The sequence below is a fragment of the Micromonospora sp. CA-263727 genome (assembly GCF_050942455.1).
Taxonomy (GTDB): Bacteria; Actinomycetota; Actinomycetes; order Mycobacteriales; family Micromonosporaceae; genus Micromonospora.
The window spans coordinates 4,170,825-4,192,379 of sequence record NZ_CP192031.1 but is presented as its reverse complement, the minus strand read 5'-3'; the positions used below and the strand labels follow the sequence as shown (position 1 = coordinate 4,192,379).

Below are 21,555 nucleotides of genomic sequence, written 5' to 3'. Positions count from 1 at the left end.
GCCGCCCGCCGTCAACGGCCACGCCATTCCCCGCGTCCGAGGCGACATCGTCCTGCCGCGGGGGAAGGCTGCCGCCCGGAGGCGCCCAGTGCCGCCGCGGCGCAGGGGAGCGGCGCTCGGCGCGCTGGGCGTCGCCATCGCGCTGCTGTCCTGGGAGCTGTGCGCCGCGCTCGGCGTGGTGGACGAGCTGTTCACCAGCCGGCCGAGCGAGATCCTGGTGGCCGGCCGCGCCTACTTCACCACCGGCACGGGCTGGCGAGACCTGATGGTCAGCGCCACCGAGTTCCTCGCCGGATTCGGGCTGGCGCTGGTCGTCGGCCTCGCGCTCGGGCTGGCGATCGGCTGGTGGCGCTGGCTGGACCAGCTCACCGAGCCGCTGGTCAGCTTCGCGTACGCCAGTCCCCGGATCGCCCTGGTGCCGTTGCTGGTCGTGTGGTTCGGCATCGGCCTCGGCTCCAAGGTCGCGGTGGTCTTCATCTCCGCGGTCTTCCCGATCATCCTGAGCGCCCGGACCGGGGTACGCACCGCCGACCCCGGCCTGCTGGCTCTCGCCCGGGCCTTCGACGCCAACCGGCGTCAGCTCTTCCGCACCGTCATCCTGCCCGGCGCCGTCCCGTCGATCGTCACCGGCGTCCGGCTGGCGATCGGCGTGGGGCTGGTCGGCATGGTCGTGGGCGAGCTGATCGCGTCCAGCGAAGGGCTCGGTCACACGATCCTGTACGCCGGCAACACCTTCCAGACACCCCTGATGTTCGTCGCCCTGTTCGTGGTCTCCGGCGCGGGTGTGCTCATGACCGTCGCGGTGCGCGCGGTGGAACGGCGACTGGACAGGTGGAGGCCGGAGAGCCATGCCTGAGTTGCGCCTCGATTCCGTCGCGATCGAATACCCGGACCGCGAACACGGCACGGCGTTCCGCGCGGTCGACGGGGTGTCCTTCACCGTCGCGCCGGGGGAGTTCGTCAGCGTCGTCGGGCCGAGCGGGTGTGGGAAGACCAGTCTCCTGCACGCGGTCGCCGGCCTGGTCCCAGCCGTCGCCGGCACGATCAGCCTCGGCGGCGAGCCGATCACCGGCCCGGGGCGCGAGCTGGCCGTGGTCTTCCAGCACGCCTCGCTGCTGCCGTGGCGTACCGTGCTGGGCAACGCGGCGTACGGCCTGGAGCTGCGCCGGGTACCAAAGCGGGAGGCCCGCGTCCGAGCGGCGGCAATGGTCGAACTGGTCGGACTGGCCGACGCCGCATCGCGATACCCGCACGAACTCTCCGGCGGCATGCAGCAGCGGGTGAACCTGGCCCGCGCGCTCGCGCTGGCCCCGGCGGTGCTGCTGATGGACGAGCCGTTCGCCGCCCTGGACGCCCAGACCCGCGACGCGATGCAGGCCGAGCTGCTGCGGATCTGGGCCGGCAGCCACACCTCGGTCCTCTTCGTCACCCACCACATCGAGGAGGCGGTCTTCCTCGGCGACCGGGTCGTGGTGCTCGCCGCCGGACCGGGCGCCACCGTACGCGAGCAGGTGCCGGTGCCGTTCGAGCGTCCGCGTGACACCGCGCTGCGGCGTACGCCGGAGTTCGTCGCGCTCGCCGACCACGTCTGGTCCGCGCTGGCCGGCGGCGCCCGTCCCGACGGCGTCCGGGAGGCGGCATGACGGCCGGGGAGTGCCTCGCGGCGGTCAAGACCGGTCCCGGCAGGACTCGGCTTCGCCGTCTCCCGCTGCCCGACGTGCGCGACGCCGGTGGCCTGCTCCGGGTGGAGGCGTCCGGCGTCTGTGGAGCCGACGTCGCCTGGTACGCGGCCGACGACCTCCCCACCCGGCAGCCGGTCGTCCTCGGTCACCACGTGGTCGGCACGGTCGAGAAGATCTCCGAGCCGGCCGCGGAACGGCTCGGTCTCGCGCCCGGCGACCGGGTCATGGTGGAGGAGTACCTGCCCTGCGGCGTCTGCGTGCCCTGCCGCTCCGGAGCGCCCCGGCTCTGTCCGGCGTCCGCGCCGACCGGTGACACCCGCCGGTACGGCTCGACCCCGGTCACCGTCGGCCCGGGCCTCTGGGGCGGCTACAGCCAGTACCTCTACCTGGACGAGCGGGCGATGACCCACCGGCTGCCGCCGGACCTGCCGACCGAACTGGCCACCCTGGTCTTCCCACTGGCGAACGGCATCACCTGGGTGCGGGCGGCGGGGGCGGGGCCGGGCGACCACGTGGTGGTGATCGGTCCGGGCCAGATGGGGCTCTCCTGCGTGGTGGCCGCCCGCGCCGCCGGCGTCGCCCACATCACGGTCCTCGGACGCGACGGCGACGACGCGCGGCTCGCGCTCGCGCGGCGTCTCGGCGCGGACCACGCCACCACCGATCCGGCCGACCTTCGGCGGGTGGTGGCCGAGGCGACCGGCGGCCGGATGGCGAACGCGGTCGTGGAGACGGCGTCCGGCACGGCGCAGACCCTCGACCTCGCCGTCGACCTGCTCGGCGTTGACGGGACGCTCGCGCTGGCGCAGTGGCCGCCCGGCCGGACCGGAGTCGATCTGCCGGCGCTCGCCGGCAAGCGGCTGACCGTCACCACGGTCCGCGGCCGGGACGACGCGTCGATCCGGCGGGCCATCGAGCTGGTCCGCCGCGACGCCGCCCGGCTCGGCCGGATGTGCAGCGGGATCGTGGAGCTGGAGGGCCTGCACGACGTCCTCGTCGCACTCGCCTCGGCCGCCGGCCGGAGCGACCTGGTCCATGTCAGCGTGCGGGGGTAGCCGATGCTCAGCGCCGAACGCAACCAGACCCTGACCGCCTCCGCCCAGGGGACCCCGATGGGCGCGATGTACCGGCGGCACTGGATCCCGGTCGCGTTGTCGCAGGAGGTGCCGCTGGCCGGCGGCCCACCGATCCGTCGGCGGCTGCTCGGCGAGGACCTGGTGCTCTTCCGGGACGGGGCCGGGCGGCCGGGACTGCTTTCCGAGTGGTGTCCGCACCGCGGCGCGTCGCTCTACTTCGGGCGCAACGAGCGCGCCGACTCGCCGACCGGTCCCGGGCTGCGGTGCGTGTACCACGGCTGGAAGTTCGACGTCGACGGCTCCTGCCTGGACATGCCCAACGAGCCGGAGGAGTCGACGTTCCGTAACCGGGTGCGCGCCCGTGCCGCGTATCCCTGCCGGGAACTGGCCGGCGTGATCTGGGCGTACCTCGGGGATCCGCGGTTGCGCCCGGACGCGCCCCAACTGCCGTGGACGATCCTGCCCGCGGAGCACGTGTACGCCTCGGTGCGGTTGCAGCTCTGCAACTCGATCCAGGCGTTCGAGGGGGCGGTGGACGCCAGCCACGTCGGCATCCTGCACAGCGACATCGGGCTGTGGGACGCCGGAGACGAGTTCAAGCGGGTGCGTGGCGGCATCGCGGTGGACAAGGCCCCGCGCTTCTATGTGGAGCAGACCGACTTCGGGTTGACCATCGGCGCGCGGCGGCGGATGGCGGGCGGGCAGGCGTACTGGCGGTTCACGCAGGTCGTGCTCCCGTGGTACGTGGTGCTGAGCCAGGAGCCGGACGCGCCCGGCTCCGGGCACGCCTGGGTGCCGGTGGACGAGCATCGGACGTACACCTGGACGTTCAGCTTCCGTGCCGACCGGCCGCTGGACGGGCAGGAGGTGGCCCGCTGGCGGGCCGGTGGCGGGCTGCACGCGCCGTTGATCCCGGGCACCCTGACCCCGACCATGAACCGCGACAACGACTACCTGGTCAACCGGGATCTCCAGGCGAGCGCCTCGATGACCGGCATCTCCAACGTCGGCATGCAGGACGCCGCGGTGCAGGAGAACATGGGGCCGCACATGCCGGGCACCCTCGCGGCCCTCGGGTCGCGGATGGACCGCAGCAGTGAGCGTCTCGGCTCGGCCGACGCCGGGGTGGTCGCGACCCGCCGGGTCCTGCTCGCCGCCGCGACGGCGCTGGAGAAGGACGCCACGATCCGGCCGCCCGGCGTGCTCGTCGAGGACCAGCGCCAGGCCTGCCCGTACCCGTCGATGCTGGTCGACGAGGAGACCGGGTGGCACGAGGTGCGTGGGTTGGCGCAGGGCGAGGCGGCGGGGTCCGCGCCGCCGGCTGGGCGGTGACGGTGGACGGCCGGCCGGTGGGACACACCGTGGAGATCGTCTCGATCCCGGCCGTCGGCGGCTGGATCCGTCGGGTCTCCGTCGTGGGCCTGCCGGAGTGCACCGTGGACTCCACCGACCCCGACGTGTCGGCCGATGTCGGGCGGGTGCTCGCGCTGCTGGCCGAACGGCTGGCCGCCGGTGTCGTGACCGGCGCCGGCACCGCCCGCGATCTCCGCCCCGACCTGGAGATGGTCGCCCGGCTGTACCGGTCGGAGACGGGATAGCCGCGTGCCCCCGGCGCCGCCCGTGTGACTGGAGTAACGATCCCGAATCCCCGGATCAGCCTATGGACACCACGCTTCCGATAACTAAGGTAAGGCTTACCTTTATCAGATGTCTGATGACCGGCGCGGGGGCCGGATCGAGAACGGAGTTGTCTGTTGGGGTCCAGCCGCAACCGCTCGCGCGAACCCCGGGTCACCGTCGTGATCCCGGCCCTCAACGAGGCCCGCAACCTGGCCCAGGTGCTGCCGTCGCTACCGTCCGTGCACGAGGTGATCGTCGTCGACGGGTACTCGCCGGACGACACGCACCGCACCGTCCGCCGGGTGCTGCCGTCGGCCCGGGTGATCTGCCAGACCCGGTACGGCAAGGGCAACGCCCTCGTCTGTGGCTTCGCCGCGGCGACCGGCGACGTGATCGTCATGTTCGACGCCGACGGCAGCGCCGATCCCACCGAGATCCCGCGCTTCGTGGCCGCGCTACGCGACGGCGCCGACTTCGCCAAGGGCAGCCGGGTCCGGCCCGGCGGCGGGAGCGACGACCTGACCCGGCTGCGCGACCTCGGCAACCGGGCCCTGACGGTCCTGACGAACCTGCTCTTCCGCACCCGCTACAGCGACCTGTGCTACGGGTACAACGCGTTCTGGGCCGACGTCCTACCGCGACTGCGGCTCCCCGAACCGGATCCGCCGGGCACCGCGGTCTGGGGCGACGGCTTCGAGATCGAGACCGTCCTCAACTGCCGGGCCGCGGCCGCCCGCCTGGCCGTGCGCGAGGTGCCGAGCCACGAGCGGCGGCGGATCCACGGCGTGAGCAACCTGCACGCGGTACGCGACGGCGTCCGGGTGCTGCGCACGATCCTCACCGAGTGGCGCTGGCGTCCCACCACCAGGGACGGGCACGACGACCGGTCCTACCAGTTCGCCGGCTGACCATGACGGTGCTACCCCTCGTGACACGGGGTCGCGCGCGCCCCGGCATGGCGGCGAGCGCGGTCACGCTGATGGCGTCGTCGGTCGCCACCGGCGCGCTCGGCATCTGCTACTGGGTGGTGGCCGGCCGGCTCTACCCGACGGTGGAGGTCGGGCGGGCCTCGGCGTTCATCTCGACGGCGACCGTGCTCAGCTCGCTGGCCTGCCTCTCGCTGGGCGGCAGCTACCAGCGCTTCCTCCCGGTCGCGGGCAGCCGCACCCGCTCGCTCGTGGTGGGCGGTTTCCTGCTCAGCGGCACCGTCGCCGCCGCGCTCGGCGTCGGGTTCGTGCTGCTCGGTGTCGGCGGCTCCGAACTGCTGGCCCGCGCGCCGGAACGGATGCTCTTCCCGGCGCTGGTCGTGGTCCTCACCATGTACGCGCTGCTCGACCCGATCCTGACCGGGTTGCACCAGGCCCGCCTGGTCGCCGCGAAGAACACGGCGCTCTCCGTCCTCAAGGTCCTGCCGCTGCCGCTGCTGGCGTACACGGCGACCGGCCTCGCCCTGACCGGGTCCTGGTTCCTGCTCACCGCGGCGATCTCCGCGGTGGCCATGGTCTGGCTGCTGCGCGTCGGGCTGGTGGCCACCCGGGACGTCCTGCCCGCGCTCCCGCCGGCACGGCAGATCTGGGCCTTCCAGGGCGCGTCGCTCGCCATGTTCCTGGTGATGACGGTGACACCGCTCTGCCTGCCGCTCGTCGTGCTGGCCCGGCTCGGTCCGGAGTCCTCCGCGTACTACAACCTGGTCGCCGCGCTCGGCGCGGCGGCCGGCATGCTGCGCGGCAACGTCATCGCGTCGTACGTCATCGCGGCGTCCGCCCCGGGCGCGGCATGGGCCGCGCTCACCCGGCGCATGGTGGTGCTGATGGCCGCCGTGGGCGGGCTCTGCGCGGTCGGTCTGGCCGCCGGTGGCCCGCTGCTGCTGTGGCTGGTCGGCGACGAGTACGTCACGGCGGGGACGCCCCTGGTGCTGCTGCTCGCCGGGGAGACGGTCTTCGCCACGGTGACCGCGGCCTACGCCGCGCTGGCCCAGGTGCGGCGGCGAATGCGGCTGCTCGTGCTGGCCCAGGCGACGGTCGTGGCACTGACCGTCGCCGGCGCGTTCGGCCTGGTGTCCGTCGTCGGCCTGGCCGGTGTCGGCCTGGCGGCGATGGCGGCCCAGGCCGTCGGGGCGGCGATCGTGGCGGCGCCGCTGATCCAGGAGTGCCGCCGGGTGGCCCGCCCGGCGGAGAAGTCGACCGAGCCGATCGGAGTGGGGTCATGACGCCACGGGTAACCGTTCTCATGCCGGTGCACAACGCCGCCGACTACGTCGAGGCGGCGATCGGCAGTGTCCTTCGCCAGACGTACCGGGACCTGGAACTGCTGGTCGTGGACGACGGGTCCACGGACCGGACCGAGGCGGTGGTCGCCTCGATCACCGACCCGCGACTGCGGGTCCTGCACCGGCCCCGGGCCGGCATCGTCGCGTCCCTCAACGCCGGGCTCGACGAGGCGCGCGGCGAGTTGCTCGCCCGGATGGACGCGGACGACGTCATGGGCCCCGAACGCCTCGCCCGCCAGGTGGCGTACCTCGACCGCAACCCGGAGGTGGTCGCCTGCGGGACGGACTACGAGCTGTTCGGCGCGATGTCGGGGCGGGTGCGGATGCCGCGCACCCCGGCAGCGTGCCGGGCCCGCCTGCTCTTCGGTACCTGCATCGCGCACAGCTCCGCCGCCATCCGGCTCGCCGCGCTGCGCTCGGCCGGCATCCGGTACCGCCCGGAGTACGGGTACGCGGAGGACTACCGGCTCTTCACCGAGCTGAGCCAGCACGGTGACCTGGCCAACCTGCCGTACGTCGGCCTGCGCTACCGGGTCGCCGACGGCCAGGTCAGCGCGACGAGGCTGGCCGAGCAGCGGGCCACGACGTTGCGGATCATGCGGGAGAACCTGGCCGGGTGCGGCGTCTCCACCGTCGACGACGGCACGCTGGCACGGATGATCTGGCTGGACGGGCGCGGTGTGGGCGCGGCCTGGACCTACCTGTACCGCGAGGCGCCGCACCTGTTCGGCGTCGCGGCCCGAGCCGCCGGACTGCACGGCGCCCGGACCGCCGTGCGGCTCATCCGGGAGCGGTTGAACACCGCACTGCGGCCACGCCGGCGAACCCAGCCGGCCACGCAGCCGGTGGGGGTCGGCAATGCCCGGTAGCGCGGGCCCGCTCGCCCCGGCCCGGACCGACGCGGTCGCCGTGGTGATCTGTGTCTACACGGCCGAGCGGTTGCCCGGCATCCGGGAGGCCGTGGCGGTGGCGGGCGACCAGCTCGGCCGCGACGGCGACGAACTCGTCGTCGTGGTGGACCACAACGAGCGACTGCTCCGGCTGCTCGCCGCCGAGTTGCCCGGCGTGACCGTGGTCGCGAACGCGGGTGAGCGTGGCCTCTCCGCCGCGCGCAACACCGGCGTCGCCGCCTCGACCGCGCCGGTCGTGGTGTTCCTGGACGACGACGCCGTGCCAGGCCCCGGCTGGCTGTCCGCCTGGCGTCGGGCCTTCGCCGACCCGTCGGTCATGATGGCCGGCGGTGCCGTCTCGCCGGACTGGAGCGCGGGACGGGCCCCCCGGTGGTTCCCGGAGGAGTTCGGCTGGGTGGTCGGATGCGACTACCGCGGGATCGCGCCCTCCGGGGCCGCCGTCCGGAACCCGATCGGGGCCAACATGGCCATCCGGCGCTCCGCACTGGACCGGGTCGGCCCGTTCACCTCCCGGCTCGGCCGGCTCGGCACGGTGCCGGCCGGCTGCGAGGAGACCGAACTCGGCATCCGCGTCGGCCGCGCGTTCGGCCCCGGTGCGGTGGTACGCACCGGTACGCCCGCCGTGCGCCACCGGGTCCCGCCGTCGCGCGCCACGGTCGGCTACTTCCTGTCCCGATGCCGCCACGAGGGACGGTCCAAGGCGCTGCTGGCCGCCGCGGCCGGCCGCGCGGCCTCCCTGTCGACCGAGCGCCGGTACGTGCTCCGTACCCTCCCGGCCGGCGTACTGCGCCATGCCGCCGCGCTGCTCCGGGGCGACCTCGCCGGCCCGGCGCGCGGCGCGCTGCTGGTGGCTGGTCTCACCACGACCGCGTGGGGGTTCCTCGCGCCGGCGCGGCGCGGCGCGGCCGACCCGCCGACCGAGGTGGCGGAGGTGGAGCTGGCCGGCACCGCCACCGCTCCGCTGGCCGCACCATCAGCGCCCGCGAGTGTCCTGGTCCGGCTGCGCGGCATCCCCGTCGGCCGGGTGAGCCTCGACGATCCGGCGACCTCGCTGGAGTCGGCCGTCGAGGCGTCGCTCACCGCGGCGCTGCGCCCGCACCTCGAACGCGCCGGAGCGCCGGTACCACCGCAGGCCGCTGCCGGGGCGGTGCTGGCCGCCGCCCGCGCCTGCCCGCCCGGCACGCCACCGGCGCCGTCCGGCCGGCTGGTGACGGTGGTGCTCTGCACCCTCGGCACCGAGCCACGACTAAGCCCGGCGGTCGAGGCCGTGCTCGCCCAGAGCCACGCCGACCTGGACGTCGTGGTCGTCGACAACGCCCCCGCCACCGGTGCCACGGCCCGCCTGCTGTCCGGGCTGGACGATCCCCGGCTGCGGATCGTCCCCGAGCCGCGGCGCGGCCTGTCGCACGCTCGCAACACCGGACTCGCCGCGGCGCACGGCGCGGTGGTCGCCTTCACCGACGACGACGCGCTCCCCGACGCCCACTGGGTGGCGGAGCTGCTCCGTGGCTTCGACAGCGCCCCGCAGGTCGGCTGCGTCACCGGCCTGGTCACGCCGGCCCGGCTGGCGACGCGGTGGGAACGGTACTTCGAGGAGCACGGCGGCTTCGACAAGGGATACGTCGACAAGGCATGGTCGGTGGGGCAGCTACCCGAGGCGGTCGCCCGGACCGCCGTCACCGGCGAGCGGGGCCCGCTCTTCCCGTACGCCGGGGGCAACTACGGCTCCGGCAACAACATGGCGTTCCGCGCCGAGGTGCTGCGCGCCGCCGGTGGCTTCGATCCCGCCCTCGGCGCGGGCAGCCCGGCGCGCGGCGGCGAGGACCTCGACGCCTTCCGGGCGGTGCTGGTCGCCGGCCACGTCATCCGGTACACCCCCAGCGCCCTGGTGCGGCACTACCACCGGGCGACCGGGTCGGCGCTGCGCCGCCAGCTGTACGGGTACGGCGCCGGCTTCACCGCGGTCGTCACCAAGCACCTGCTGTCGAGTCCGCGCACCGCCTGGCGGATGGCGCGCGGGATGCCCCGGGCGTTGCGGGTGGTGGCCGATCCCCGCTCGCCCAAGTACGCCGGGCGCTCGCGCGGGTTTCCCGTCGTGCTCGGTGTCGCGGAGGCGCTCGGCTACCTCGCCGGACCGTGGCTGCTGCTGCGCGGCCGGCTCCGCGCCCGGCGGGTCACGTGATGGCCGGACGGCGCTTCGACCTGGGCGCGGTCGCGCTGGCGGCGGCGCTCGCCGTGCTGGTGCCGACGCTCACCGGCCTGGACGCCGCGCTGCCGGGTCGCGCGCTCGCCGCGGTCGCCTTCGTCGTGCTGGTGCCCGGCATCCCGCTGGCGTACGCGGTGCGCCTGCCGAACCGCCTCGCCACCGTCGTCCTCGCCCTCTGCCTGTCGATCGCCACCACCCTGCTCGGTGGCGCGCTCGGCGCGCTGTCCGGCCGGTGGGACCCGTTCACCGTGGTGACCGCGACCGCCGCCGTGGGACTGTTGGCCACCCCGTTCGCGGTGTCGGGGATCCAGTCCGCGCCGCCCGCACCGGATTCCCCGCGCCCGGCTCCGCCGGTGATGGCGCGGGTCGGTGGACTGGCCGGGGTCGCGGTCGCGCTGGGCCTCTGGTGGGTGGCGTCGCGGCAGACGGATGCGGGCGCCGCCGGGGCCACCGGCCTGGTGGCGGTGGTTCCGGTCACCTACTGGGCGGCGCTGCTCGTGCTCGCCGTCGTCCTCGCCTGGGCGCTGCTGCGGCCCGCCCTCGACCACGTGGTGCTCGCCGCCGCCTGCCTGGCCGCCGTGGTCTGCTGCTACCTGCTGGTCAACGTCGCCGACGGAGCGGCCGGGCCGGGCACCACCTGGGTGCACGTCGGTTTCGTGGACTTCGTCTCGCGCACCGGGGACCTGGCCACCGGGGCGGACGCGCGGTTCAGCTGGCCGGGCTTCCTCGCCGGCACGGCGCAGCTCGTGGCCGTCGCGGGGGTGGCCGACGCGGCGCCGCTGGCGCTGCCCGCACCGGCGTTCTTCGCCGCGCTGGTCCTGCCGGCGCTGTGGCTGATCGGCCGGGTGGTCACCGGCAGCCCGCGGTCGGCCTGGCTCGGTGTCCTGCTGTACGTCGCCTTCAACTGGTACCAGCAGGACTACCTGTCGGCGCAGGCGGTGGGCTTCGTGCTCTACACCGGAGTGCTCGCCGTCCTGCTCTGGGCGTTCTCCGCGGCCGAGGTGCCGCCGCTGCCCGGACCGCGCTGGCGGGCCTGGCTCGGCGCGGCACACCGGATCCCCGGCCGGCCGCGTGCCGGCCCGGCCGGTCGTGCCGTCCCCGCCGGCACAGTCATCGGGCTGGAGGCGGCGCTGACCGTCGTCAGCGCCGCCCTGGTCGTGAGCCACCAGCTGACTCCGGTGGCGCTGGTCGCCGCGCTGGTCTGTTTCGTGCTGACCGGCGCCACCCGGCTGCGCACCCTCTGGGTCGGCGCGACCGCGATGTTCGTCGGCTGGTTCTCCTACGGCGCGACCGGGTTCTGGACCGGGCACATCGAGGACCTCTTCGGCGACCTCGGGCGGCTGGGGGGCAACGTCGCGACGGGCGTGGGGGAGCGCATCGTCGGTGACCCCGTCTACCAGCAGATGCAGTACAGCCGAATCGGCTGGACCGGGCTGCTCTGCCTCGCCGGGATGGCCGGCTGGCCGCTGGTGCGCCGCCACCGGGGCGCCGCGCTCTTCGCCGGCCTGGCCGTGGCGCCGGCCAGCCTGCTGGCGGTGCAGTCGTACGGCGGCGAGGTGGTGATCCGCTGCGCGCTCTACGCCAGCCCGGTGCTGGCGCCGCTCGCCGCGGTAGCCGTGGCCGGCACGGGCCGCGCGGTCACCCGACTGCTCGGCCGGCTACCCGGGACGGCGGCGCCGGTGGGCCGGGCGGTGCGCTTCGGCGCGGCGGTGGTGTTGCTGGCGGGCGCGTTCGCCGCGCTGACCACCACGCGCGGGCTGAACGCGTCATTCGAGCGGGTCACCGCCGCCCAGGTGGCGCAGGCCCGGACGCTGCTCGCGGCGGCTCCGAACGGGGCCGTCGTCGGCACGGTCGAGGCGGTCGGCCCGTTACCGCTGGCCCGGTTCGGCGAGGTGTCGGCCGTCGGCATGCCGCCCCCGGGGTGCCGCGACGACGTCCCGGCCTGCCTGCGGGAGCAGGTGGGGCCGGACGGCTCGGCCGGCCCCGGGTTCGTGTACGTGACGGGCACGCAGGAGAAGGCCGGGCAGTTGCGCTCAGGGCTGCCGGCCGGCTGGACCGACCGGATCGTGGACGAGCTGCTCGGCGGCGGTGGCTACCGGGTGATCGTCCGCAGCACCGAGGTGACCGTGCTGGAACGCGTCGTGCCGGGCGGCCCGGATGCGGAAGGAGAGTCCTGATCGTGGACGACGTGGAACGGCTGCTTCCCTCGCCCGTGTTCGCGGTGCTCGTCGGGGTGGCGGTCCTGCTCTGCCTCGCCGGTACCGCGCTGCGGGAGGCGTGGCTCGGTGATTCCGCCACGGTCGATCCGGTGGTGGGCGGGGTGCGGCTGCGCCGCGCCGGACGGCTGCGGCGGGCGTTGCTGGGCTGGGGCCGTACGGTGACCGCGGTGCTGCTGGCGCTGGCCGTGACCGTCCTGCTGGTGCTGACGGTGGTGCGGATCGCGGTGCTCTCGGACGGGGGAGGGCCGCCGGGATGAGCCGTCGGCGCAGGCGCCGGGCGGTCCCGGCGCTGCTCGTGGTGCTCCTTGCCGCGTGCACGGCGGTGCCGGCGGCCCCGGAGTCGCCGGCCCCGCCCGGCTGGCCGACGGTCTCCGGCGTCGCGCCGCCCAGCACCGACCTGCCCGGCTGGGAGCTGGTCTTCACCGACGACTTCGGTCGGGCGGAGCTGGGGTCGAACTACTCCGCGTACTCCGGCCGGCCCGGCGGCGACCCGTACTCGGTCTGGCACCCGGAGCATGTCGGCCTGCGGGACGGCATGCTGGTGCTGGAGGGGTACCGGCGCGACGGGGCCTGGACCACCGGCGGGGTGTCGAACTGGCCGGTGACCCGGACGTACGGGCGCTGGGAGGTGCGGTTCCGGGCGCAGGCCAGCGACGAGATCACCTACCACTTCCTGCTCTGGCCGCAGAGCGACAGCTGGCCACCCGAGATCGACTTCGCCGAGGACTTCGGTGGTGACCGTTCGGGGTTGGCCGCCTTCCTGCACTACCGGGAGGGTGACCAGCGGCGGCGCGTCCAGCGCGATCTGTCCGGTGTGGACTTCACCCGGTGGCGCACGGTGGGCGTGGAGTGGCGCGCGGGCAGCGTGCGCTACCTGGTCGACGGCGAGGTCTGGGCCACCGTCGACTCGCCCGGGGTGCCGGACGAGCCGATGTGGCTCGCCCTCCAGGCGCAGGCCGGCGGCTGTCAACGCAAGCGCGACTACGGGTTCCCGGACTGCCCGGTGGCCGGGGTGCCCGACCGCGCTTCGGTCGATGTGGACTGGATTGCGGTCTACCGGCCCAGCTGAGCCGGTCACCTACCTTGCCTATTCATCAGACAATGGTTAGCCTTACCTAACTTCTAGGAAGTTCAGTGGTTACTGCGAATCGGCAACCTGAGGAAGTCGAGGACCTTGCCGTGATCCCACTCAGTCCATCGCGCGGCGCGCTACGCCGCGCCGCCGCGGCGACCGCCGCACTGCTGTTGGCTGTCGCCGCCGCGGTGCAGGCCGCCGGCCCCGCATACGCCGACGACTACACCAGCCCGCTCGATCCCACCGTCACCTACTCCGTCCCGTCCCAGGTCGAGGTCGGTAAGACCATCGTCGTCTCCGGCAACGGCTGGAAGACGGCCGCCGGTGACCGAGGGTCGATCATCGCGATCAAACTCGACGACGGCGCGGTCACCACCACCCGCGACATCGCCCACCCGGTCACCGGCGAGGTGCAGCAGAACAAGACGATCTACGCGATCGCCCAGGCCGACAGCACGGGCGCGTGGCGCGCGGAGGTCGAGTTCCCGACCTCCGCCAACTCGAACGCCAACTGGGCGGCCGGCCAGACACACAGCATCCGCTTCCTCACCGGCAGCCTGGTCACCGGCGACGCCCCCCGGTCACTCGGCGCCGACTTCACCCTCGTCGACCCGACGGGCCCCGGCGAGCCGGGAGAGCCCGGCGAGCCGGGCGGGTGGACGTTCGACGTGCAGCGCAAGGAACTCGGCAACGGTCAGTACCAGATCGCCTACTCGGCCCGCAACGAAGTGTTCTGGGTGACCCAGGCGGGCCCCCCGCCGGTGACCACGTCGCGGCTGCTCAAGGTGGACCCGGAGACGCTGGAGATCCTGGCCTCGTACCGGGTGCCCTGGGACGAGCCGACGTCCACCGCGGAGGGCGTCTTCGGCATCGACGTGGACGACAAGCGCAACACCATCTGGACGTCGTCCACCCGGCTCAACCGGGTGGCCGTCTACGACCAGGCCACCGGCGAGCACCTGAAGAGCTTCGACGGCATCAACCACGGCCGCGAGGTCGCAGTCGACGAGGATCGCGGCACCGTCTACGTCTCCGCGGTCAACGGCCAGTACATCGCCACCTTCGACGCCGACACGCTGGAGCGCGGCCCGGACATCGCGATCGACGGCCAGCCGATGGGGCTCGACCTCGACGAGGCGGCGGGCAAGCTCTACACGAGCACGCTCGACACCGACAAGCTCGCGGTGGTCGACGTGGCCAGCCGGCAGGTCACCCACCACGCGCTGCCCGGCGCCGACCGGTCCTCCAACGTGGCGGTCTTCCCGCAGCGCAACCGGGTCTACACCGCCAACCAGGACTCGGCGGACGTGACCGTGCTGGACACCGGCACCGGCGCCCACGTGGCGTCGATCCCGACCGGCCACGGCGCGCTCGCGCTCGACGCGGATCCCCGGACCGGCCTGCTCTACGTGGCGAACTTCTTCGCCCACACGATCAGCATCATCGACACCGCCACCAACACCGTCGTGCACACCGTGTCGGACACCGCCGTGCACCCGAACGACGTCGAGGTCGTCGACGGCGCGGCGTACGTGGTGGACCGGGCCACCTTCGGCGGCGGACCCCAGGACTCGATCATCAAGATCGTACCGACCGAGGTGCCCGACCCGGGCGGCCCCGGCGGCCCTGGTGAGCCGGGCGGGCCGGGCGAGCCGGGCGAGAACCGGGGCACCATCACGGTACGCGCGCAGGTGCCGAACGGGCTCACCGGCCCGCTGACCCTGACCGTGGACCCGGCAGCGGCGGTGACGCTGCAACGGCAGGAGGTACTCGACCGGCTCGCGTTCACCGGCGCGCTCCCGGCGGTGACGGTCGTCGACGCCCGCTCCGCCGAGGCCGCCGCGGGCGGCGGATGGGCCCTGTCGGCGCAGAGCGGTGCGTTCACCTCGGACGCCGGGCAGGTCGGCGCCGATCACCTCGGCTGGGTGCCGCGGGTGCTCACCCCACGCGACGGCGTCACGGCCGGACCGACGGTGAGCGGACGGCTCGACGGCGGCGCGGGTCTCGGGGCGAGCGCCACCATGGCCACCGCCAACAGCGCCGGCCGGGTCGGCAGTACGCGGGCGGGGGCGGATCTCACGCTCGCGGTGCCGCTGACCACCGACCCCGGCCTGTACACCGCCTCCCTCACCGTCTCGCTCTTCCCGACCGACTGACATGTTCATCCGTCAACTGGCCCGCCGGGGCGCGCGCATCCTCGCGCTCGCCCTGGCGGGTGCCGCCGCGGGGCTGGCCCCGGCCGGTCCCGCGGCGGCGTACGCGGCATCTTCCGACGAGGTCACCTGGGCCGTGCAGCCGTCCACCGCGGACGGCCCGGACCGGCGGGTGTCGTTCCGGTACGAACTCGACCCCGGCGCGGCGGTCAGCGACCACGTCACGGTCACCAACCTCAGCGACCGATCGGTCACCTTCCGGTTGTACGCCAGCGACGGCGTGACCACGTCGGCCGGCGTCTTCGACCTGCTGCCCGGCGGCGAGCCGCCGCGGGACGGTGGTTCCTGGATCCGCCTCGACACGCCCGAGGTCAGGCTGGCCGCCAAGGCGAGCCGCACGGTCCCGTTCACGATCACGATCCCGGCGGACGCGACGCCGGGGGACCACCCCGCCGGCATCGTCGCCGCGGTCGGCGGCGCCAGGGTGGACGGTGCGGTCGCCGTGGAGCGTCGTGTCGGCGCCCGGGTCCACCTGCGGGTCGCCGGTGACCTGAACCCGGTGCTCACGCCGACCGATCCGGACGTGGACTTCGCCGGTGGCTGGGGGAGCGGGGGCACCGGCACCGCGCGGGTCGCGTTCGACGTGCGGAACACCGGCAACCTCCGGCTCTCCGGCCGGGCCACGGTCGAACTCTCCGCGCCGTTCGGGGTGTGGTCACGCCGGTTCGACGTCGGGGACGTCCCCGAACTGCTGCCGGGCGCGCGTTTCCACGTCGAGCTGACGGTGGAGGACGTGCCGGCGCTGGTAATGCTGACCGCGACGGCCCGGGTGGAACCCCGTGCCGTCGGCGAGGACACGGTCCCCGAGCCGCTGCCCGAGGGGGTCGCGGGCCGCCGGGTCTGGGCGATGCCATGGTTCTGGACGCTGGTGCTGCTGGTGCTCGTCGCCGCGGTCACCGCCGTGGTGCAGAACCGGGGCCGTTGGCGGCGTCGGCTGGCGATCGCGGTCGAGCAGGCCCGCGAGGAGGGCAGACGGGACCGCGACGCCACCCCGGACGGTGATGCGGCTGCGGACGGCGACGCGCCTCCGCACGGTGACGCGGCTGCGGACGGTGACGCGGCTGCGGACGGTACGGCGAAGCCGGCCGACGCCGGGACGGAGCGGCGGGGCGATGATGGCTAGGTGGCTGGCCCGCCTGGCGGTCCTGCTCGCTGTGCTCGCCGCGACGGCGTGCAACGCAGAGGTGGCACCGGCCAGCGGCACGCGGGTGGTCGTCGACATCGAAGGAACCCGGGTCGTGGTGCCGGAGCGACCGCAGCGGGTGGTCACGCTCAGCGAGCCGACCCTCGACGGTGCCCTCGCACTCGGCGTCACGCCCGTCGGCACCACCACCGGGCGTGGCCAGTCCGGCGTGTCGAACTACCTGGTGCCCCAGGCCGGCGGCATCCCGCTGCTCGGCAGCGTCGCCCAGCCGAACTTCGAGGCGATCGGTCAGGCCCGGCCCGATCTCATCCTGGTCGACGGCACCTCCATCAACAACAACCCGCCCGTGATCGAGCTGCTTCGCAAGATCGCGCCGACCGTGTACGCCGGATACGCCGGTGGCGACTGGCGGGTCACCTTCGGCTACGTCGCCGAGGCGCTGAACCAGGTGGACCGGGGGCGCGAAGTGCTCGCCGGCTACGACGCCCGGGTCACCGCCGTGCACGGGCGGCTCGGGCCACGGCTGGACGAGACGTACTCGGTCGTCCGTTGGCAGGGCTCGTCCGCCGCGCTGATCCTCAAGGAGTTGCCCGCCGGGCTCGCCCTGGTGGATCTGGGCCTGAGCCGGCCGCCGAACCAGGACCGGACCGGTCGGGGGCACAGCGAGCCGGTGTCGCTGGAGAACCTCGCCGAGATAGACGCCGACTGGATCTTCTTCGGCACGCTCGGCGGGTCGTCGGTCGGCAATCCGGAGGCGGGCGGGGGCGCTGGCGTCGAGGCCGCCCGGGAGGCGCTGGCGGAGGCCGCCCGGGTGCCCGGGTTCACCGCGCTCACGGCGTACCGGGCCGGGCGGATCGTGCCCGTCGACGGCTCGCTGTGGACCTCCACCGGCGGCCCACTGCTCATGAACCTGATCGTTGACGACGTGGAGAGGGCGCTGACCATCCCATGACAGGCAAGACATCATCCCGGCCGCGCGGAGCACTGGCGCTCGCCGGTGCGACGCTGGCGGTCGCCGTGACGACCGGAGTCACCGTGCTCGCCCCGGCCGCCCTGGCCGAGCCGGCGGGGACCCCGCCGGCCACCCCGACCGTGACCACCCCGGCGTCGGTCACGACCCCGACGCCGTCCGCCACCCCGACGTCCACCATGGAGCCCACCGCGGCTCCGTCCGCCTCGACACCCTCCGCGGATCCGCCCCCCAGCACGCCCGTCGTGACGCCTCCGGTTGCGGGGTCCGGGCGGGCGTCGTCGTCGGCGGACCCGGCGGCCGTCACCGGTCTGGGCGAGGCGGCGGTCCGGGTGGCCGCGGCCGCCTGCCCCGACCCCGGCGGATCGGTGACCAGCGAGCTGGCGAGATCGGCCCGGATCGGCGGCACGATCAGGCTCAGTGGCACCGGCTGGTGCCACCCGGGCGGCGGCGGCTCCGCCATCGCCGTGAAGATCAACGATGGTGCGTTCAGCCACCTGCCGGGCGCCGGCCCGAATCCCAACCTCACCGTCTGGCAGGTGGTCGAGGCGAACGACGACGGCAGCTTCGCGGTCGACGTCCAGCTGCCGACCGCGTCCAACTCGACGCCGGCGTTCACCGCCGGGTCGTACACCCTGCGGCTGCTGACCGGATCGCTGCGGGCCGGCGACACGGTCCGTTCGGTGCAGACGACGTCGTTCACGGTCACCGCCGCCGGCTCAGGCGGGGACGAGCCGCCGGGCCGTCCGACCGGCGTGCCGGACCCGTATGACGCCGACGAGGACCTGACCTCGGCGACGCGTGGCGGCGTGACGATCGCCAGGAGCGGCGCGACGCTGCGGGTCACGGTGCCCGGGGCGGCATCGGGAGACTGGATCTTCCTCTATGCGTACTCCGGCTCCTCGCCGCGCCCGGTCGGCTGGTTCGCCGTCGGCGCGGAGCGGACCGCCACCGCCTCGCTCGCCGGGGTGGACATCGCCGAGGGTACGCAGAAGGTGGCGGTCCTCGACCGCGAGGGCGAGCTGCTCGGCTGGGACGACATCACCGTCGCGGCCGGCGAGCAGCTTCCGCGTACCGGCCCCGAGACCTACCGCGCGGCGTTGCTCGGTGGGCTGTTCCTGCTGGCCGGAAGCGTCGCGCTGGTCTCCACCCGGCGGCGGCTGTTCCCCGGCTCGGCGACACCGGAACGGGAGGCCGGCGCATGAGGTCGCTCGCGCGCCGTGCGGTGGCCGTGACCGCCGTGGCGCTCGCCCTCGGGCTGGCGGCACCGGCAGCCGCGTCCGCCCTCCCGCCCGGCGGCGCGGGTGCCGACACCCCCGGCACCAGCGCCTCGGTCTCGCCCCGCAGCCTCGCGCCCGGCGCCCGGATCTCGTTCACGGTCGGGGGATTCCCGCCCGGCGAGACGGTGCACATCAAGATCGATGATGGCCAGTTCTGCGCCGAGGCGGCGGTGCACGGGGCCTGCGTGGTGCACGTCCAGAAGATCCGGTCGGACGGCACCGCCGCGGGCAGCTTCCTCCTTCCCCGGGACCTCGCTGCGGGCGCGCACTGGCTGCGCTTCCTCGCGACCGAGCAGATCCTCGACGCCAACGGTGCTCAGCAGGGCGTCAACGGTTACACGCGGCGCGGCGGCGCCGACTTCACGGTGGTCGGCGCGGGCCAGGAGGCCACCACGCCCGCCACCACGCCCGCCACCACGCCCGCGTCCCGCCCGTCGACCGCCTCCGCGCCGAGCACGGCGCCGGCGGACACCCCGGCGACGCCGTCCGGGACCGCCTCCGGTGCGGTGGCGTCCCCCGCCGGCTCGCCCGCCAGCGGCGTGGCCATCACCCGCAGCGCCGGCAGCGGCGGGGGCGGCGACGTCGTGCTCTGGGCGATCCTGGGCGCGGCGCTGCTCGCGTCAGCCGGCGGCACGGTCGGCTACCTGATCCGGCGACGGCAGCCGCCGGGCCCGGGATGACCCGGCGATCCACGCCCGCGGTCGGCGACGCCGACCCGACGTCCCCGCCGGAGTCACCCGTGCAGGTGGTGGGCCTGCCGCGCAGGGCGGTGGCGCAGCGTGCGGCCACCCGGGCGCAGGCCGCCGCGCTGGCCCGGGCACGTCGCCGCAGGTGGCGCCGGACGCTGGTGGTCGCTGCCGCGGTCGCGCTGCTCGCCGGCGCCGTCGTGGCCAGCCTGTCGGTGGGATCGCGCGCGGTGCCGCCGGAGCAGGTGTGGCGCGCGTTGCTGCACCCCGACGACTCCGTCGCCGCGACGATCGTGCGTGGCCAGCGGCTTCCGCGTACCCTGCTGGCGATCGAGATCGGCGCCGCGCTGGGCGTCGCGGGCGCCGTGATGCAGGCGCTGACCCGCAACCCGCTCGCCGATCCGGGCATCCTCGGGGTGAACGCCGGCGCGAGCCTCGCCGTGGTGAGCGCGGTCGCGTTGACCGGGTTCGTCGGGGTCTGGTTCTACCTGTGGTTCGCGTTCGCCGGCGCCGCGTTCGCCGCGACCGCCGTCTACCTGCTCGGCGCGGTCGCGGGCGCGTTCGCCACGCCCGCCCGGCTGGCGCTCGCCGGGGTGGCGATCAGCGCCGCGGCGGGCTCCCTCGTGCAGACCGTCATCCTCACCGATCAGCGGGCGTTCAACGAGTTCCGGTTCTGGGCCGCCGGCTCGCTGGAAGGGCGGCGCTGGGAGATCCTGCTCGCGGTCACCCCCTTCGTGGCGGCCGGGCTGCTGCTCGCGGCAGCCGTGGCGCCCGCGCTCAACGTGCTCGCCCTCGGCTCCGACACGGGTGCGGCGCTCGGCGCGCGCCCACGGGTCACCGCCGCGGTGGCGATGGCCGCGGTCACCCTGCTCTGCGGGGCCGCCACCGCCGCGGTCGGTCCGATCGGTTTCGTCGGGCTCGGCGTACCGCTGCTGGCCCGGGTTCTCGTCGGCCAGGACCAGCGGTGGATCGTCCTGGTCACCCTGCTGTACGCCCCGGTGCTGGTGCTGCTGGCCGACGTGGTGGGGCGTCGGCTCGTCTCCGGTGCCGAGGTGCAGGTCGGCATCATCACCGCGGTGGTCGGGGGCCCGGTCTTCGTGGCGGTCGTGCGCCGCCGCCGGGTGGCGATGTGAGCGTGCTGCCGGTTCGCCTCGGGCCCTGGTCGGTACGGCTGCGTCGGCGGGCCGTGGCGGTCGGCGCGGTGCTGTTCCTGGTGATCGCCGGGGTCGCCGCGGTGGCGGTCCTCTCCGGCGAGTACCCGTCGACACCGGACCGGGCGCTGGACGCGCTGCTCGGCCGCGGTGACGTCCTGGCGCAGGTCTTCGTACGCGAGGTGCGGCTGCCCCGCGCGCTCGCCGCGGTGGTGGTGGGCGCGGCCCTCGGCGGCTCGGGGGCGATCTTCCAGGCGCTCTCCGGCAATCCGCTGGGCAGCCCGGACATCATCGGGTTCACCGTCGGCGCGGCGACCGGCGCGGTGACCACGATCATCCTCTTCGGCGGCACGCCGACGCAGGTCGCGATCGGCGCGCTGGTGGGCGGCTTCGCCGTGGCGGCGGGCGTCTTCCTGCTGGCGCGTCGGGGCGGCGGCGTCACCGGGCCCCGACTCGTGCTGGTCGGCGTCGGGGTCGGCGCGGTGTTGACGGCGGTCAACTCCCTCCTGCTCGTCCGCGCCTCGCTCGCCGCCGCGCAGACCGCCGCGGTCTGGCTGGCCGGCTCCCTCAACGCGATGTCGTGGCCCACGGTCACCGTCGCCGGTGGGGCGGGGCTGCTGCTCTGCGGCCTCGCCGTGACGCTGTCCCGGCCGCTCACGCTGATCGTGCTGGGCGACGATGTCGCCGCCGGGCTGGGCACCCGGCCACGGCAGGTACGCGCCGCCTGCATCGCGGTCGGCGTCGCCCTGGTCTCCCTGGCCACGGCGATCGCCGGGCCGATCGCGTTCGTCGCGCTGGCCGCGCCCCAGCTGGCCAGGCGGTTGACCGGAGCGCCGGAGCCGGCGCTGACCGTGTCGATGGCGATGGGGGCGGCCCTCGTGCTCTGCTGCGACCAGGTGGCGCAGCGACTCTTCGCGCCGGTGCAGCTTCCGGTCGGTGTGGTCACCGGGTCGCTGGGCGGTGTCTACATGCTCTGGCTGCTGTCCCGGCAGGTGCGGCAGCGCCGGGGGTAGCCCGGCCCGGCGCCGCCGGGCCGGGCGGAGGCGGCGGCCG

Annotated in this window: 19 protein-coding genes; all 19 read left to right on the top strand. The window is 74.7% G+C overall.

The features are described 5' to 3' along the window. Positions 1-88: 88 nt before the first annotated feature. The 19 genes from ACQPYA_RS18335 to ACQPYA_RS18245 all read left to right on the top strand — a co-directional run bounded on the left by ACQPYA_RS18335 (position 89) and on the right by ACQPYA_RS18245 (position 21,515). A complete protein-coding gene (locus ACQPYA_RS18335) occupies positions 89-856 on the top strand; it encodes an ABC transporter permease (protein WP_433528308.1) in 768 nt (255 codons plus the stop codon). Next, complete coding sequence (locus ACQPYA_RS18330; protein WP_433528307.1) at positions 849-1,643, top strand: ABC transporter ATP-binding protein; 795 nt, start codon at positions 849-851, stop codon at positions 1,641-1,643. Before ACQPYA_RS18335 ends, ACQPYA_RS18330 begins: the two co-directional genes overlap by 8 nt. After that, positions 1,640-2,737, top strand: a complete 1,098-nt coding sequence (locus ACQPYA_RS18325) for a zinc-dependent alcohol dehydrogenase (RefSeq protein WP_433528306.1) — start codon at positions 1,640-1,642, stop codon at positions 2,735-2,737. The genes ACQPYA_RS18330 and ACQPYA_RS18325 overlap by 4 nt, the downstream gene beginning before the upstream one ends. Before the next feature lie 3 nt (positions 2,738-2,740). Continuing rightward, positions 2,741-4,090: a Rieske 2Fe-2S domain-containing protein gene (locus ACQPYA_RS18320; protein WP_433528305.1), complete on the top strand. Its 1,350-nt coding sequence runs from the start codon at positions 2,741-2,743 to the stop codon at positions 4,088-4,090. A gap of 29 nt (positions 4,091-4,119) precedes the next feature. Continuing rightward, complete coding sequence (locus ACQPYA_RS18315; RefSeq protein WP_433528304.1) at positions 4,120-4,356, top strand: hypothetical protein; 237 nt, start codon at positions 4,120-4,122, stop codon at positions 4,354-4,356. A gap of 156 nt (positions 4,357-4,512) precedes the next feature. After that, entirely contained in the window at positions 4,513-5,286 is a 774-nt protein-coding gene (locus tag ACQPYA_RS18310; protein ID WP_433528303.1) for a glycosyltransferase family 2 protein, read from the top strand. A 20-nt stretch (positions 5,287-5,306) separates the two neighbouring features. Further along, positions 5,307-6,587: a lipopolysaccharide biosynthesis protein gene (locus ACQPYA_RS18305; protein ID WP_433528302.1), complete on the top strand. Its 1,281-nt coding sequence runs from the start codon at positions 5,307-5,309 to the stop codon at positions 6,585-6,587. Further along, positions 6,584-7,516, top strand: coding sequence for a glycosyltransferase family 2 protein (locus ACQPYA_RS18300; protein ID WP_433528301.1), 933 nt, complete (start codon positions 6,584-6,586; stop codon positions 7,514-7,516). Before ACQPYA_RS18305 ends, ACQPYA_RS18300 begins: the two co-directional genes overlap by 4 nt. Beyond that, positions 7,506-9,740: a glycosyltransferase gene (locus ACQPYA_RS18295; protein ID WP_433528300.1), complete on the top strand. Its 2,235-nt coding sequence runs from the start codon at positions 7,506-7,508 to the stop codon at positions 9,738-9,740. Before ACQPYA_RS18300 ends, ACQPYA_RS18295 begins: the two co-directional genes overlap by 11 nt. Then, complete coding sequence (locus ACQPYA_RS18290) at positions 9,740-11,941, top strand: hypothetical protein (protein ID WP_433528299.1); 2,202 nt, start codon at positions 9,740-9,742, stop codon at positions 11,939-11,941. The genes ACQPYA_RS18295 and ACQPYA_RS18290 overlap by 1 nt, the downstream gene beginning before the upstream one ends. A gap of 2 nt (positions 11,942-11,943) precedes the next feature. Beyond that, entirely contained in the window at positions 11,944-12,240 is a 297-nt protein-coding gene (locus ACQPYA_RS18285; protein WP_433528298.1) for a hypothetical protein, read from the top strand. Beyond that, entirely contained in the window at positions 12,237-13,052 is an 816-nt protein-coding gene (locus ACQPYA_RS18280; protein ID WP_433528297.1) for a glycoside hydrolase family 16 protein, read from the top strand. Before ACQPYA_RS18285 ends, ACQPYA_RS18280 begins: the two co-directional genes overlap by 4 nt. Positions 13,053-13,162: 110 nt before the next feature. After that, on the top strand, positions 13,163-15,214 hold the full coding sequence (locus ACQPYA_RS18275) for a YncE family protein (RefSeq protein WP_433528296.1): 2,052 nt from the start codon (positions 13,163-13,165) through the stop codon (positions 15,212-15,214). A 1-nt stretch (position 15,215) separates the two neighbouring features. Continuing rightward, positions 15,216-16,394, top strand: a complete 1,179-nt coding sequence (locus ACQPYA_RS18270) for a COG1470 family protein (protein ID WP_433528295.1) — start codon at positions 15,216-15,218, stop codon at positions 16,392-16,394. Continuing rightward, entirely contained in the window at positions 16,384-17,367 is a 984-nt protein-coding gene (locus tag ACQPYA_RS18265; protein WP_433528294.1) for an ABC transporter substrate-binding protein, read from the top strand. Before ACQPYA_RS18270 ends, ACQPYA_RS18265 begins: the two co-directional genes overlap by 11 nt. After that, on the top strand, positions 17,364-18,590 hold the full coding sequence (locus ACQPYA_RS18260; RefSeq protein ID WP_433528293.1) for an LPXTG cell wall anchor domain-containing protein: 1,227 nt from the start codon (positions 17,364-17,366) through the stop codon (positions 18,588-18,590). The genes ACQPYA_RS18265 and ACQPYA_RS18260 overlap by 4 nt, the downstream gene beginning before the upstream one ends. Then, positions 18,587-19,345, top strand: a complete 759-nt coding sequence (locus tag ACQPYA_RS18255; protein WP_433528292.1) for a hypothetical protein — start codon at positions 18,587-18,589, stop codon at positions 19,343-19,345. Before ACQPYA_RS18260 ends, ACQPYA_RS18255 begins: the two co-directional genes overlap by 4 nt. Further along, on the top strand, positions 19,342-20,484 hold the full coding sequence (locus tag ACQPYA_RS18250; protein ID WP_433528291.1) for a FecCD family ABC transporter permease: 1,143 nt from the start codon (positions 19,342-19,344) through the stop codon (positions 20,482-20,484). Before ACQPYA_RS18255 ends, ACQPYA_RS18250 begins: the two co-directional genes overlap by 4 nt. Continuing rightward, positions 20,481-21,515, top strand: a complete 1,035-nt coding sequence (locus tag ACQPYA_RS18245) for a FecCD family ABC transporter permease (protein ID WP_433528290.1) — start codon at positions 20,481-20,483, stop codon at positions 21,513-21,515. The genes ACQPYA_RS18250 and ACQPYA_RS18245 overlap by 4 nt, the downstream gene beginning before the upstream one ends. The last annotated feature ends 40 nt before the right edge of the window (positions 21,516-21,555 follow it).